The organism is Pseudomonas sp. BE134 (genome assembly GCF_031456105.1).
Classification (GTDB): Bacteria; Pseudomonadota; Gammaproteobacteria; order Pseudomonadales; family Pseudomonadaceae; genus Aquipseudomonas.
In genome coordinates this window covers 212,467-226,368 of the sequence record NZ_JAVDUA010000003.1, presented here as the reverse complement: position 1 = coordinate 226,368, position 13,902 = coordinate 212,467, and the positions used below count along the sequence as shown (strand labels likewise).

Genomic DNA, 13,902 nt, shown 5'->3' with positions numbered 1-13,902 from the left:
TTGGCTGCCAAGAAAAAACCTGCACCCAAGCGTGGCGCCAGCCGTTACCAAGCTCCTGCAAAACAGCCGATTCCGGGCTGGCTGTGGATGGCCATCGGCCTGACGGTTGGCGCGTTCATCGTCTTCCTGATGAAACTGGAACCTGGCAAGGGCAGTGACACGGTCAAGCGCGAGAAGGTGGAACAGCAACAGAAAGCCACCAAGATCGCCGAGGCCAATAAAACCCCGCCGAGCCCGACGCAACCGGTGAAGCCGAAATACGACTTCTACACCCTGCTGCCGGAATCGGAAGTGATTGTGCCGCCGGATGCCGTGCCGGAGAAAACCCTGCCGACGCCACAGGTGCCGGCCATTCCGACCACGCCGGTCACGCCTGCGGAAGCGGCGAAGATTGATACGGCGCGAGCTCAGGCTGCTCTGGCCGGGATTACACCGCCGCCAGCGCCACCGGTGTCGAAAGCGGCGCCAGTGACCAAGTTCTTCCTGCAGGCCGGTTCGTTCCGCAAACAGACTGACGCAGACAAGGTTCGGGCGCAGATCATTCTGCTGGGTCAGGCGGTGGCGGTTGAGTCCGGCACCGTGAAGGATGAGACCTGGTATCGCGTTTTGGTCGGGCCGTTCAGCAACCGCGAACAACTGACGACCGCACAGAAACAACTGGCCGGCGCAGGGTTTAGCAACCTGTTGTTACAACAACGCCAAAGCCGCTGATCCTCCTCTGATCGTTCCCACGCTCCGCGTGGGAATGCAGCCCGTGACGCTCCGCGCCACTGGACGCAGAGCGTCCCTAGAGGCGCTCCCACGCAGAGCGTGGGAACAATCATCCCCCACAGACTCACACCGCTCGTCTCCCGCCGCGTCCTACAGTTGAAAAACGCTCCACCACCCCCATATGAGTTGGCATAAGGCATTTTCGCCCCCCTGCGTGGAGACTCTCCCTTGACCACCATCGTTTCAGTTCGCCGCCACGGCAAAGTCGTCATGGGCGGCGACGGCCAGGTTTCTCTCGGCAATACCGTGATGAAAGGCAACGCGAAGAAAGTTCGCCGCCTGTACCACGGCCAGGTTATCGCCGGTTTTGCCGGGGCCACGGCTGACGCCTTCACCCTCTTCGAACGTTTCGAAGGCCAGCTTGAGAAACATCAAGGTCACCTGGTTCGCGCTGCCGTCGAACTCGCCAAAGAATGGCGTACCGACCGCACCCTCAGCCGCCTTGAAGCCATGCTCGCGGTTGCCAACAAGGACGCCTCCCTGATCATCACCGGCAACGGTGACGTGGTCGAACCCGAAGAAGGCCTGATCGCCATGGGTTCCGGCGGCGGTTATGCCCAGGCCGCTGCCAGCGCGCTGCTGAAGAAAACCGATCTGTCAGCCCGGGAAATCGTCGAAACCGCCCTCGGCATCGCTGGCGACATCTGCGTATTCACCAATCACACTCAGACCATTGAGGAGCAGGACTGCGCCGAGTAAGTCCGTGTTGGCCATCGCGCCACGGCTCATTCTTGCCTGAGGTCCGCTAAATACTATGTCCATGACTCCCCGTGAAATCGTCCACGAACTCAATCGCCATATCATCGGCCAGGACGATGCCAAGCGCGCCGTCGCCATCGCGCTGCGTAACCGCTGGCGCCGGATGCAGCTGCCAGAAGAACTGCGCGTTGAAGTAACCCCCAAGAACATCCTGATGATCGGCCCGACCGGTGTCGGCAAAACCGAAATCGCCCGCCGCCTGGCCAAACTTGCCAACGCGCCGTTCATCAAAGTCGAAGCAACGAAATTCACAGAAGTCGGCTATGTGGGCCGCGACGTTGAATCGATCATTCGTGATCTGGCAGACGCGGCCATCAAGCTGCTGCGCGAACAGGAAATGACCAAGGTTCGCCACCGCGCCGAAGACGCTGCCGAAGATCGTATCCTCGACGCCCTGCTGCCACCGGCACGCATGGGTTTCAGTAACGAAGACGCCGGATCGCCAACCGACTCCAACACCCGCCAGCTGTTCCGAAAGCGCCTGCGCGAAGGTCAGCTGGACGACAAGGAGATTGAAATCGAAGTCGCCGAAATGGCCGGCGTCGATATCTCCGCGCCTCCGGGTATGGAAGAAATGACCAACCAGTTGCAGAGCCTGTTTGCCAACATGGGCAAGGGCAAGAAGAAAAGCCGCAAGCTCAAGGTCAAGGAAGCACTGAAACTGGTGCGCGACGAAGAAGCCGGTCGCCTGGTCAACGAAGAAGAGTTGAAGGCCAAGGCGCTGGAAGCGGTCGAGCAACACGGCATCGTGTTCATCGACGAAATCGACAAGGTCGCCAAGCGCGGTAATTCCGGCGGTGTCGATGTATCCCGTGAAGGCGTACAGCGTGACTTGCTGCCGCTGATCGAAGGCTGCACCGTCAACACCAAGCTGGGTATGGTCAAGACCGACCACATCCTGTTCATTGCTTCCGGCGCGTTCCACTTGAGCAAGCCGAGCGACCTGGTGCCGGAGCTGCAAGGCCGCTTGCCGATTCGCGTCGAGCTCAAGGCACTGACGCCTGAAGATTTCGAGCGCATTCTCAGCGAACCGCATGCATCGCTTACCGAGCAATACTGCGCCCTGCTGAAAACCGAAGGCCTGGGCATCGAGTTCCAGCCGAGCGGCATCAAGCGCATTGCCGAGATCGCCTGGCAGGTCAACGAGAAGACCGAGAACATCGGGGCCCGTCGCCTGCACACCTTGCTTGAGCGTTTGCTTGAAGAGGTGTCGTTCAGCGCCGGTGATCTGGCCAGCGCCCATGACGACAAGGTGATCATGATCGACGCCGACTACGTGAACAGCCACTTGGGTGAATTGGCGCAGAACGAAGACCTGTCGCGCTACATTCTGTAGAGCTGCAAGCCGCAAGCCGCGAGCGGCAAGCTGAGTTAAGCTTGCCGCTTGTAGCTTGCAGCTGAAGGCTTTTCCTATGATTCCCACCGACATCAAACTGCACAAAGCCTCGAAAACCCTGACGCTGAAATACGCGTCCGGCGAGGAATATCACCTGCCCGCCGAGTTTCTGCGCGTGCATTCTCCCTCCGCCGAGGTCCAGGGCCACGGCAAACCCATCCTGCAATTTGGCAAGATCAACGTCGGCCTGACCAAGGTAGAACCGGCCGGTCAGTACGCACTCAAATTGACCTTCGATGACGGCCACGACAGCGGCCTGTTCACCTGGGAATACCTGTACGAACTGGCGCGACGTTATGACGCACTCTGGGAAGACTATCTTGCCGAGCTCAAAGCCGCCGGAAAAACCCGCGACCCGAACGAATCCATCGTCAAACTAATGCTCTAAATCGGCCCTCTTGCTCTTTAGAAGGCATTTTCTAATTTCATCTGTTTGAATGCTCGGCTCAAAGGTCAATGAATGGCCTGCTTGCGAAAAAAATTAAACTCGGGTAACCAATGGAACTGGCAAGTTCCCTGCAATGCTCTCTGAACTAAAAGCAGCGATGCAGAATTATTGGTCACCCAAGTTGCAGTACCTGGCATTGGATTTTTGACTACTTAGTCAGCCCCAGGTACTCGTCTCAAGGCAATGGAGCGTCGTAGATGAGTGATAAGAATAACGATGACTTGAAATCACAAGCCTCGGAAAACACCTTGGGGCTGAATCCAGTCGTTGGGCTGCGCGGCAAGGATCTTTTGGCTTCTGCTCGCATGGTGCTCAGACAGGCCATCAAACAACCGATTCACAGTGCCAAGCATGTTGCGCATTTCGGCCTTGAACTGAAGAACGTGGTGTTTGGTAAATCTGCGCTTCAACCGACACCTGAAGACCGTCGTTTCAACGATCCGGCCTGGACTCAGAACCCGCTCTATCGACGTTATTTGCAAACCTACCTGGCGTGGCGCAAGGAACTCCACGACTGGATCGGCGACAGTAATCTGTCACCCAAGGATGTCGCTCGCGGGCATTTCGTGATCAATCTCATGACCGAAGCCATGGCCCCGACCAACTCGGCGGCCAACCCGGCGGCGGTCAAACGCTTCTTCGAAACAGGCGGCAAAAGCCTGCTCGACGGCCTCTCCCATCTGGCCAAGGACATGGTGCACAACGGCGGCATGCCGAGCCAGGTCAACATGGGCGCATTCGAAGTTGGCAAGAGCCTGGGCGTAACCGAAGGCGCCGTGGTGTTCCGCAACGATGTACTGGAGCTGATCCAGTACAAGCCGACCACCGAGCAAGTGCTCGAGCGCCCGCTGCTGGTGGTACCGCCACAAATCAACAAGTTCTATGTATTCGACCTGAGCCCGGACAAGAGCCTGGCGCGCTATTGCCTGCGCAGTAATCTGCAGACCTTTATCGTCAGCTGGCGCAACCCTACCAAGGAGCAGCGCGAGTGGGGCCTGTCGACCTACATCGAAGCGCTCAAGGAAGCGGTCGATGTGGTCAGCGCCATCACGGGCAGCAAAGACATCAACATGCTCGGCGCTTGCTCCGGTGGCATCACCTGCACCGCGCTGCTGGGCCATTACGCGGCAATCGGCGAGAAAAAGGTCAACTCCCTTACGCTGCTGGTCAGCGTGCTGGATACCACCCTGGACAGCGACGTCGCCCTGTTCGTCGATGAGCAAACCCTGGAATCCGCCAAGCGCCAGTCCTATCAGGCCGGTGTGCTGGAAGGCCGCGACATGGCGAAAGTCTTTGCCTGGATGCGCCCCAACGACTTGATCTGGAACTACTGGGTCAACAACTACCTGCTGGGCAACGAACCACCGGTGTTCGACATCCTGTTCTGGAACAACGACACCACACGGTTGACGGCCGCGTTCCACGGCGACCTGATCGAAATGTTCAAAAGTAATCCACTGATCCGCCCCAATGCACTGGAAGTGTGCGGTACGCCGATTGACCTGAAACAAGTCACCTCGGACATCTATTGCCTGGCGGGCACCAGCGACCACATCACCCCGTGGAAGTCCTGCTACAAGTCCGCGCAATTGTTCGGTGGCAAGGTCGAATTCGTGCTGTCGAGCAGCGGGCATATCCAGAGCATTCTGAACCCGCCGGGCAATCCTAAATCACGCTACATGACCAGCAGCGAGATGCCCCTCAAGGCCGAAGAGTGGCAGGAGAACTCCACCAAGCATACCGATTCCTGGTGGCTGCACTGGCAGGCATGGCAAGCCGAACGTGGAGGCAAGATGAAAAAGGCGCCCACCAGCCTGGGCAACAAAACCTACACCGCCGGCGAAGCAGCACCGGGCACTTATGTACATGAGCGGTAACTGACACACCCCACCCCCTGTGGGAGCGAGCCTGCTCGCTCCCACAGGGGGTCAGGGATGAATTAACCCACAGGGCCTGAAGCATGCCGCAACCGTTTATTTTTCGTACCGTCGACCTGGATGGCCAGACCCTCCGCACGGCGGTACGCCCCGGCAAGCCTCACTTGACGCCCTTGCTGATATTCAACGGCATCGGCGCCAACCTGGAGCTGGTGTTTCCGTTCGTCGCGGCGTTGGACCCGGACCTGGAAGTGATTGCATTCGACGTACCCGGTGTCGGCGGCTCGTCGACACCGAGTCGGCCTTATCGCTTTCCGGGCCTGGCGAAACTCACGGCGCGGATGCTCGACTACCTCGACTACGGACAAGTCAACGTGATCGGCGTGTCCTGGGGCGGCGCCCTTGCGCAGCAGTTTGCGTACTCCTACCCCGAGCGTTGCAAGAAACTCGTGTTGGCGGCCACGGCGGCCGGCGCGGTGATGGTGCCGGGCAAGCCGAAAGTGCTATGGATGATGGCCAGCCCACGGCGCTACATCCAGCCGTCCCACGTGATTCGCATCGCACCGATGATCTATGGCGGCGCTTTCCGTCGCGATCCGACCCTGGCGGCCAGCCACGCGGCGAAAGTCCGTTCGGCGGGCAAGCTCGGTTATTACTGGCAACTGTTTGCCGGCTTTGGCTGGACCAGCATCCACTGGCTGCACAAGATCAATCAGCCAACCCTGGTCCTGGCAGGCGACGATGATCCACTGATCCCGCTGGTCAACATGCGCCTGCTGGCCTGGCGAATTCCCAATGCCCAGTTGCACATCATCGATGACGGGCATCTGTTCCTGATTACTCGCGCCGAAGCGGTAGCACCGATCATCATGAAATTCCTCGAAGAAGAACGTCAGCGTGCCGTGATGCATCCGCATCCATCGCCGTTGAGAAGCTAAGGACGCAGGCTCTTGCCTGGAGGCCGGCAGGACGCCGCGCCGCGCAACAACCCACAACAACGTCTATGGTGATCTGGTTCAGTGTGTTTGTTTTTGGCTTGAAACGAAGGAGTGTTGAGACATGCGCGACAAACCAGCGAGAGACCATTTGCCTACTCCCGCCACGTTCATCAACGCACAGAGTGCGATTACCGGCCTGCGTGGCCGGGACCTGATTTCGACTCTGCGCAGTGTGGCGGCCCACGGTTTGCGCAACCCGGTGCATAGCGCCCGACACGCCTTGAAACTGGGCGGTCAATTGGGCCGCGTATTGCTGGGTGAAACCTTGCACCCGACCAATCCGCAGGACAGTCGCTTCAACGACCCCGCGTGGAGTCTCAACCCTTTTTATCGGCGCAGCCTGCAGGCTTACCTGAGCTGGCAGAAACAGGTCAAAAGCTGGATTGACGACAGCGCGATGTCCCCCGACGATCGAGCCCGTGCGCACTTTGCGTTTGCCTTGCTCAATGACGCCGTGGCGCCGACCAATACCCTGCTCAATCCGCTGGCGATCAAGGAGATCTTCAATTCTGGCGGCAGCAGCCTGGTGCGGGGCATCAGCCATCTGCTCGACGACTTCTTGCACAACGACGGCCTGCCCCGGCAAGTCACCAAGCAAGCGTTCGAAGTGGGACGAACCGTTGCCACGACGAGCGGCTCCGTAGTGTTTCGCAACGAATTGCTGGAACTGATCCAGTACAAGTCGATGAGCGAAAAACAGTATTCAAAACCGCTGCTGGTGGTCCCGCCGCAAATCAACAAGTACTACATTTTCGACCTGAGTCCGCAAAACAGCTTCGTCCAGTACGCCCTGAAAAATGGCCTGCAAACCTTCATGATCAGCTGGCGCAATCCGGATGTGCGCCATCGCGAATGGGGGCTATCGACGTACGTTGAAGCCGTGGAAGAAGCGATGAATGTCTGCCGGGCGATCACCGGTGCACGCGAGGTCAACCTGATGGGCGCGTGCGCCGGCGGGCTGACCATCGCTGCGCTGCAAGGCCACTTGCAGGCCAAACGGCAACTGCGGCGAGTGTCCAGCGCAACTTATCTGGTGACCTTGCTCGACAGTCAAATGGACTCCCCGGCAACGCTTTTCGCAGACGAACAGACCCTTGAGGCCGCCAAGCGCAAGTCTTATCAGAAAGGCGTGCTGGAGGGTCGCGACATGGCGAAGGTGTTCGCCTGGATGCGTCCCAACGACTTGATCTGGAGCTATTTCGTCAACAACTACCTGCTCGGCAAAGAACCGCCAGCGTTCGATATCCTCTACTGGAACAATGACAACACTCGACTACCGGCAGCCTTTCATGGCGATCTGCTGGATTTCTTCAAACACAACCCGCTGACTCATCCGGGCGGCCTTGAAGTGTGCGGCACACCCATCGATTTGCAGAAAGTCACCGTCGACAGTTTCAGCGTCGCGGGCATCAACGACCACATCACGCCATGGGATGCCGTGTACCGCTCGACACTGCTGCTGGGGGGTGAGCGACGTTTTGTCTTGTCCAACAGCGGTCACGTGCAGAGCATTCTCAACCCACCGAGCAACCCGAAAGCCAACTATGTCGAAGGCCCGAAATTGAGCAGCGACCCACGGGCCTGGTACTACGACGCCAAGCAAGTCGACGGCAGTTGGTGGACGCAATGGCTGGAGTGGATTCAGCAACGCTCTGGCGCGCTAAAAGAAACCCACACGACCCTTGGCAATCAGAACTATCCACCGCAGGAGGCAGCACCCGGTACCTACGTGCGAGTGCGCTGACGTTCAACCCACCACGGCCGACGCTGGCCGTGGCCTGACTCGATCAATAAGAAGACTGGATGAAAACCCGCGACCGGATTCTCGAATGTGCATTGCAGTTGTTCAATGAGAAAGGCGAACCGAACGTCTCCACCATGGAAGTTGCCAATGAGATGGGCATCAGCCCTGGCAATCTCTACTACCACTTTCACGGCAAGGAGCCGCTGATTCTGGGGTTGTTCGAACGCTTTCAGTCTGAACTGGCACCGTTGCTCGACCCACCCTCCGATGTGGAACTGGCACCGGACGATTACTGGCTGTTCCTGCACTTGATCGTCGAACGTCTGGCGCATTACCGGTTTCTGTTCCAGGACCTGTCGAACCTCGCCGGGCGCCTGCCAAAACTGGCCAAGGGGATACGCAACCTGCTCAATGCATTGAAGCGCACGCTGGCGTCATTGTTGGCGCGGTTGAAGGCCCAAGGGCAGTTGGTCAGCGACACCCAGGCGTTGGGACAACTGGTAGAGCAAATCACCATGACGCTGCTGTTCTCGCTGGACTACCAGCGAATTCTGGATCGCGAGGGTGAAGTGAGGCTGGTGGTGTACCAGATCATGATGTTGGTGGCACCGCACTTGTTGCCGCCGATCAAGGTCGCTACCGAGCAGATGGCACTTGAATACCTGGAAGCGCACGAGTAGTCCTGACCACAGATGACCGTGTGGGAGCGAGACCGGCTTGCCGGCGAAAGCGGCATATCATTCAACATTGATGTCGACTGACACACTGCTTTCGCGAGCAGGCTCTCTCCCACATTGGTTTTGTAGTGACCTTAAATCCCTGCACAAACAAAAACGCCCGACCTTTGCAGGCCGGGCGTTTTTTTGAGCCCTGAAATCAGGACTGACTGGTTGGCGTCGTTGCTGGCGCTACAGTCGGGGTTACAGCAGGGGTCGGCGCGGTTGAAGAGTTCGATGCACTGACCAGTGCGGCCGGAGTTGCCGGCTTGGCAGCTGCCACTGCTGGTTTTGGTGCGGCGGCTTTCGGCGCTGCCGGTTTTTTCACCACGGGCTTCTTCGCTGCAGCAGGTTTTGCTGCTGGCTTGGCTGCCGGTTTGGCAGCAGGTTTAGCAGCAACCGGTTTGGCCGCTGGCTTGGCTGCGGCAGTTTTGGCTGCAGGCTTGGCCGCTGGTTTGGCAGCTGCTTTTGCCAGTGGCTTGGCAGCGGTTTTAGCCGCTGGTTTTGCCGCTGCGGTTTTCGCCGCTACAGGCGCAACCTTGGCACCGGTGAGTTTTTCGATTTGCTTGGTCAGCGTGTCGACCTTGCTGTGCAGTGCTTTCACTTCGTTGCGGCTCGGTACACCGAGGCGCGAAATGGCGCTGTTCAGACGCTTGTCGAAAGCCCCTTCCAGCTCGTCCCACTTGCCCAGTGCACGATCTTTAACGCCAGTGATACGTGACTTGGCCGAAGTAGCAGAATCCTTGGCGGCGTCGACTTTCTTGCCGACAGCGTTCTTGGTGAGCTTCTCGGCTTTCTCGCCGTCTTTGACCAATGTATCGAAGAGCTTGCTGCCGTCAGTGTCGATCTTCGAGTACACGCCTAAACCAGCCAGCCAGATTTTGCGGGAGTAGTCTTCGACTTTCCCGATCCACGAGCTGCCTTCTTTTTCGGTGTTCTTTTTACCAGCCATCCCGTTCTCCTTAAGATTTACGCGCGACGCGTTCGAGCAATGCCGTCAGCTCATCGAGCTTAGCAGAGAGTGTCTCAACGTCATGTTTAGACGGAATGCCGATACGATTCAAGGCACTTGCGACACGCGAGTCAAAAGCCTTCTCGACCTTGTCGAGTTGAACTTCGACCTTGCCTTTGAAAGTACTCACTTCACTCTTGGCTTCAACGATCTCGGCATTGGCGGCTTCAAGTTTTTCGGCCACTACTTTTTTGCCTTTCTTTTCAACAGTTTGACCAGCCTTGATCAACTCTTGAAAGTACTCGCCACCCTCTTGACCGACCTTGGTGTAGGCACCCAGGCCTGCTAGCCAGATCTTGCGGGCATAGGATTTAACGTCGCCCAGTGCAGTGGTCGATGCGTCGATTTTTTTCTTCAAAATTACTTTGGCCATGGTGCACCTCACGCTCAGAAGGTTTGAGGAACGGCCCGCGAAAGTGTCGGGCTTGGGCACAAAGTAGGGAGAAAAATTAGAAACGGCACCCTAACAACTGACATAAACCTTCGGGAGCACCACAACAAAAAATTGTGGGAGCGAGCCTGCTCGCGATAGCGGTCCATCATCCGACTTAGATGTCGACTGACACTCCGTCATCGCGAGCAGGCTCGCTCCCACAGGGATCTCGATTCACAAAAAGGAACGGGATCAGACCAACGCTTTATCGAGGGCCTTTTCGATTTCCGATTTGATCATGCCGCTCATGGCCGACATCATCAGCCCCAATTCCACATCGACGCGAATCGAATCCTCGCTGACATGCACCGCGCCTTTGACGCCCGAGCGCTTGAGGTTCAGCGTGTCACCGGACCACTGCGGCTCCAGGCCATATTGATCGGACAGTTTCTGCGCCAGCATGTTGGCCTTCTCGCGGGCCGCTTCCTTACCCAGGCCGTGGGCACGTTCAACACTAATACGGGCCATCGAATGACTCCTGCTTTGTGGATACTTTCCTGAAGCATCTTGACCATTGCTGCGTCAAAACGTCCCGGTGGTTGCCCATCTTACCTTCAGCCTTGCCAAGACAAAGCATGCCTTGGGGATTAGAATGTCCCGCATTCTCTTCTGGTGACAGCGATATGACTGATCAGCGCAAAGGCAGCGATGCCGAACCCACCACTCACTTCGGTTTCAAAAACGTTCCGGAAAGCCAAAAAGCGGAAAAAGTCGCTGAGGTTTTCCACTCCGTAGCCGCCAAGTACGACTTGATGAACGACCTCTTGTCGGGCGGCATGCACCGTTTGTGGAAGCGTTTCGCGATCGAGCTTTCGGGCGTGCGCACCGGCAATCGCGTGCTGGACATCGCTGGCGGTACAGGCGACCTGACCAAAAAATTCTCGCACCTCGTCGGCCCGACCGGCCAGGTGGTGTTGGCCGACATCAACGAATCCATGCTCAAGGTCGGTCGTGACCGCCTGCTGGACCTCGGTGTGGCCGGCAATGTCGAATTTGTTCAGGCAGACGCTGAAAAGCTGCCGTTCCCGGACAATCACTTCGACTGCGTGACCATCGCCTTCGGCCTGCGCAACGTGACGCACAAGGAAGACGCACTGCGTTCGATGCTGCGCGTACTCAAGCCTGGCGGTCGTCTGCTGGTATTGGAGTTCTCCAAGCCGACCAACGCGCTGATGTCCAAAGCCTACGATGCCTATTCGTTCGCGTTCATGCCGCTGATGGGCAAGCTGATCACCAACGACTCGGAAAGCTATCGCTACCTGGCCGAATCGATCCGCATGCACCCGAATCAGGAAACCCTGAAGTCGATGATGGTCGAGGCCGGTTTCGACCGCGTGACCTACCACAACATGACGGCAGGCATCGTCGCCCTGCACCGTGGCATCAAACCCTGATGTTGCTGGCCGGTCTGCTCGCCAGCGTTGAACTCGGCCTTAACCGGGTGCTGCGTCTCGACAGCACAGCGCTGCCGCGGCTGGCGCATTTGAGCGGCCGGGTGATTGCCGTCGACTGTCGCAGCCCGGCGTTGCAGCTGTTCATCTTGCCCAGTGACGAAGGCCTGATGCTGGCCGCTCATTGGGAAACCGGCGCCGACTGCACCTTGCGTGCGCCGGCCTCCAGCCTGTTGAAACTGGCGATGAGCAAGGACAAGACCTCGGTCCTGCATGGCCCTGAAGTCGAACTCGACGGTGACAGCGGCGTGCTGCTGGAACTGGCGGCGATCCTTCAGGACCTGGAGCTGGACTGGGAGTACGAACTCTCACGCTGGCTCGGCCCGGTGGCCACGCAACTGGTCGGCGGCCACCTGCGCAGCCGCGCACGCTGGTATCAGCAAGGGTTTGCCAGCCTGGGCCAAAACCTGGGCGAATACCTTGCAGAAGAGTCGCGCACCCTCGTCGGTCAGCGCGAAGCCGAAGCCCGTTTCAGTGAACTGGACCAGATCAAACTCGATCTGGAACGTCTCGAGGCGCACTTCGAGCGCCTTTCCCGATCCCTCGACCCAAGCGATAACGCATGAAGCTGCTTGCCGTCCGCCGTTTGTTGCGCATCCAGCGCGTTGTGATTCGTTACCGCCTCGATGACCTGCTGTTTGCCCTGCCGCTGCCCTGGTTCCTGCTGGCACTGCGGTACGCGCTGCCGTGGCGCTGGTTCCCGCGCAAGACGCTGGACTTGAGCCGTGGCGCGCGATTGCGCCTGGCGTTGCAGGACCTTGGACCGATTTTCATCAAGTTCGGGCAGATTCTCTCCACCCGCCGTGACCTGTTGCCGGAAGACATCGCCGATGAGCTGATGAAGCTGCAGGACCGCGTGCCGCCGTTCGACTCGCAAGTGTCGGTCAAGCTGATCGAAGAACAGCTCGGCAAAAAGATCAGTGAAGTGTTCAGTCGCTTCGACGTCGAGCCCCTGGCGTCCGCCTCGGTGGCGCAGGTGCATGCCGCGCAGCTGAAAACCGGCGAGGAAGTGGTGGTCAAGGTGATCCGCCCAGGCCTCAAACCGATTATTGCCCAGGATCTGGCGTGGCTGTTCATTCTGGCCCGCGCCGCCGAAAAGCTCTCGGCAGACGCGCGCCTACTGCACCCGGTGGACGTGGTCAGCGACTACGAAAAAACCATCTATGACGAACTCGACCTGCTGCGCGAAGCGGCCAACGCCAGCCAGCTGAAGCGTAATTTCGAAGGCTCGCCGCTGCTGTATGTGCCGCAAGTCTATTGGGACTGGTGCCGGCCGAAAGTGTTGGTGATGGAACGTATCTACGGCATCCAGGTCACCGACCTGACGACGCTCGCCGACCAGCGCACGGACATGAAGATGCTGGCTGAGCGCGGCGTAGAGATTTTCTTCACCCAGGTGTTCCGTGACAGTTTCTTCCATGCCGACATGCACCCCGGAAACATCTTCGTCAGCACCGTCAACCCGTGGAGCCCGCAGTACATTGCGATCGACTGCGGCATCGTCGGCAGCCTGACCCCGGAAGATCAAGACTACCTGGCGCGCAACCTCTTTGCCTTCTTCAAGCGTGACTACCGTCGCGTGGCGCAATTGCACATCGATTCGGGCTGGGTGCCGGCGGAAACCAAACTCAACGAATTCGAAGCGGCAATCCGCACCGTGTGCGAGCCGATTTTCGAAAAACCGTTAAAAGATATTTCCTTCGGCCAGGTGCTGATGCGCCTGTTCCAGACCGCCCGACGCTTCAATATGGAAGTGCAGCCGCAGCTGGTATTGCTGCAAAAAACCCTGTTGAACATCGAAGGCCTGGGCCGTCAGCTCTACCCGGACCTGGACTTGTGGAACACCGCGCAACCGTTCCTTGAACGCTGGATGCGCGAGCGTGTCAGCCCTAAAGCCTTGCTCGGCAACGTGCAAAGCCAGTTCGAACAGTTGCCGCACCTGGCCAACATGGCCCGCGACCTGCTCGAACGCATGTCCCAACCCCACGCCTACGACCCGCCACCCCCGTGGCACCGACGTCGTGACGACTGGTTCCTGCGGCTGCTCGGCACGGCCCATCTGGCCGGTGGCGCGATCCTCGCCGCCGGGGGGCCGCTGAACCAAATGGCTTATTGGCCGGCCGGGATCATGATGGCCGTCGGTTTGTATCTGGTCGTTCGCCGATAGCACGAATCAGCTGCAAGTTATAAGCTTCAAGCGATGTTCGCAGCACTCACGTTTGATTCACGCCTGTAGATATGCGCGTTGCACCTTACGAAAGACAGACGCACACTGGCTTTTACTTGCCGCTTAAAGC

General features: G+C 58.5%; 14 protein-coding genes. 11 read left to right on the top strand and 3 right to left on the bottom strand.

Annotated features, from left to right (window positions below; genetic code table 11):
• The 8 genes from J2Y56_RS04600 (at nt 1) to J2Y56_RS04565 (ending at nt 8,673) form a co-directional block, all read left to right on the top strand.
• Nucleotides 1-711, top strand: a complete 711-nt coding sequence (locus J2Y56_RS04600; protein ID WP_007948953.1) for an SPOR domain-containing protein — start codon at nt 1-3, stop codon at nt 709-711.
• A gap of 228 nt (nt 712-939) precedes the next feature.
• Nucleotides 940-1,470 (top strand): ATP-dependent protease subunit HslV, encoded by a 531-nt coding sequence (gene hslV / locus J2Y56_RS04595; RefSeq protein ID WP_007948954.1) that lies wholly within the window; start codon nt 940-942, stop codon nt 1,468-1,470.
• A 55-nt stretch (nt 1,471-1,525) separates the two neighbouring features.
• On the top strand, nt 1,526-2,866 hold the full coding sequence (gene hslU, locus J2Y56_RS04590) for an ATP-dependent protease ATPase subunit HslU (RefSeq protein WP_007948956.1): 1,341 nt from the start codon (nt 1,526-1,528) through the stop codon (nt 2,864-2,866).
• A gap of 76 nt (nt 2,867-2,942) precedes the next feature.
• Nucleotides 2,943-3,314 (top strand): gamma-butyrobetaine hydroxylase-like domain-containing protein, encoded by a 372-nt coding sequence (locus J2Y56_RS04585; RefSeq protein WP_007948958.1) that lies wholly within the window; start codon nt 2,943-2,945, stop codon nt 3,312-3,314.
• A 257-nt stretch (nt 3,315-3,571) separates the two neighbouring features.
• Nucleotides 3,572-5,251 (top strand): class II poly(R)-hydroxyalkanoic acid synthase, encoded by a 1,680-nt coding sequence (gene phaC / locus J2Y56_RS04580; RefSeq protein WP_310348894.1) that lies wholly within the window; start codon nt 3,572-3,574, stop codon nt 5,249-5,251.
• Nucleotides 5,252-5,334: 83 nt separating this feature from the next.
• Entirely contained in the window at nt 5,335-6,189 is an 855-nt protein-coding gene (phaZ, locus tag J2Y56_RS04575) for a poly(3-hydroxyalkanoate) depolymerase (RefSeq protein WP_007948960.1), read from the top strand.
• A gap of 121 nt (nt 6,190-6,310) precedes the next feature.
• Nucleotides 6,311-7,993, top strand: a complete 1,683-nt coding sequence (phaC, locus tag J2Y56_RS04570) for a class II poly(R)-hydroxyalkanoic acid synthase (RefSeq protein ID WP_007948961.1) — start codon at nt 6,311-6,313, stop codon at nt 7,991-7,993.
• Between the two features lie 59 nt (nt 7,994-8,052).
• Entirely contained in the window at nt 8,053-8,673 is a 621-nt protein-coding gene (locus tag J2Y56_RS04565; protein WP_007948962.1) for a TetR/AcrR family transcriptional regulator, read from the top strand.
• Nucleotides 8,674-8,869: 196 nt separating this feature from the next.
• Here J2Y56_RS04565 and J2Y56_RS04560 read toward each other — a convergent pair whose 3' ends face one another.
• The 3 genes from J2Y56_RS04560 to J2Y56_RS04550 all read right to left on the bottom strand — a co-directional run bounded on the left by J2Y56_RS04560 (nt 8,870) and on the right by J2Y56_RS04550 (nt 10,622).
• Nucleotides 8,870-9,661: a phasin family protein gene (locus J2Y56_RS04560; RefSeq protein WP_310348891.1), complete on the bottom strand. Its 792-nt coding sequence runs from the start codon at nt 9,659-9,661 to the stop codon at nt 8,870-8,872.
• A 10-nt stretch (nt 9,662-9,671) separates the two neighbouring features.
• Complete coding sequence (locus tag J2Y56_RS04555) at nt 9,672-10,094, bottom strand: phasin family protein (RefSeq protein WP_007948966.1); 423 nt, start codon at nt 10,092-10,094, stop codon at nt 9,672-9,674.
• Between the two features lie 252 nt (nt 10,095-10,346).
• Complete coding sequence (locus J2Y56_RS04550) at nt 10,347-10,622, bottom strand: polyhydroxyalkanoic acid system family protein (protein WP_007948967.1); 276 nt, start codon at nt 10,620-10,622, stop codon at nt 10,347-10,349.
• A gap of 155 nt (nt 10,623-10,777) precedes the next feature.
• Here J2Y56_RS04550 and ubiE point away from each other — a divergent pair, with 155 nt between their 5' ends.
• Genes ubiE through ubiB form a run of 3 tightly spaced genes read left to right on the top strand, consistent with a single transcriptional unit; the run spans nt 10,778 to nt 13,772 of the window.
• On the top strand, nt 10,778-11,548 hold the full coding sequence (ubiE, locus tag J2Y56_RS04545; protein WP_007948968.1) for a bifunctional demethylmenaquinone methyltransferase/2-methoxy-6-polyprenyl-1,4-benzoquinol methylase UbiE: 771 nt from the start codon (nt 10,778-10,780) through the stop codon (nt 11,546-11,548).
• Nucleotides 11,548-12,171, top strand: coding sequence for an SCP2 domain-containing protein (locus J2Y56_RS04540; RefSeq protein WP_310335890.1), 624 nt, complete (start codon nt 11,548-11,550; stop codon nt 12,169-12,171). Before ubiE ends, J2Y56_RS04540 begins: the two co-directional genes overlap by 1 nt.
• The gene (gene ubiB, locus J2Y56_RS04535; RefSeq protein ID WP_007948970.1) at nt 12,168-13,772 is read left to right on the top strand and encodes a ubiquinone biosynthesis regulatory protein kinase UbiB; all 1,605 of its coding nucleotides are present in this window, start codon (nt 12,168-12,170) and stop codon (nt 13,770-13,772) included. The genes J2Y56_RS04540 and ubiB overlap by 4 nt, the downstream gene beginning before the upstream one ends.
• Nucleotides 13,773-13,902: the final 130 nt, after the last annotated feature.

Bases quoted from the DNA above. Each gene is read 5' to 3' on its own strand.
- phaC (WP_007948961.1), top strand. From the start codon at position 6,311: ATGCGCGACAAACCAGCGAGAGACCATTTGCCTACTCCCGCCACGTTC.
- J2Y56_RS04555 (WP_007948966.1), bottom strand. From the start codon at position 10,094: ATGGCCAAAGTAATTTTGAAGAAAAAAATCGACGCATCGACCACTGCA.
- hslU (WP_007948956.1), top strand. From the start codon at position 1,526: ATGTCCATGACTCCCCGTGAAATCGTCCACGAACTCAATCGCCATATC.
- phaZ (WP_007948960.1), top strand. From the start codon at position 5,335: ATGCCGCAACCGTTTATTTTTCGTACCGTCGACCTGGATGGCCAGACC.
- J2Y56_RS04560 (WP_310348891.1), bottom strand. From the start codon at position 9,661: ATGGCTGGTAAAAAGAACACCGAAAAAGAAGGCAGCTCGTGGATCGGG.
- phaC (WP_310348894.1), top strand. From the start codon at position 3,572: ATGAGTGATAAGAATAACGATGACTTGAAATCACAAGCCTCGGAAAAC.
- J2Y56_RS04540 (WP_310335890.1), top strand. From the start codon at position 11,548: ATGTTGCTGGCCGGTCTGCTCGCCAGCGTTGAACTCGGCCTTAACCGG.
- ubiB (WP_007948970.1), top strand. From the start codon at position 12,168: ATGAAGCTGCTTGCCGTCCGCCGTTTGTTGCGCATCCAGCGCGTTGTG.
- J2Y56_RS04565 (WP_007948962.1), top strand. From the start codon at position 8,053: ATGAAAACCCGCGACCGGATTCTCGAATGTGCATTGCAGTTGTTCAAT.
- ubiE (WP_007948968.1), top strand. From the start codon at position 10,778: ATGACTGATCAGCGCAAAGGCAGCGATGCCGAACCCACCACTCACTTC.
- J2Y56_RS04585 (WP_007948958.1), top strand. From the start codon at position 2,943: ATGATTCCCACCGACATCAAACTGCACAAAGCCTCGAAAACCCTGACG.
- J2Y56_RS04550 (WP_007948967.1), bottom strand. From the start codon at position 10,622: ATGGCCCGTATTAGTGTTGAACGTGCCCACGGCCTGGGTAAGGAAGCG.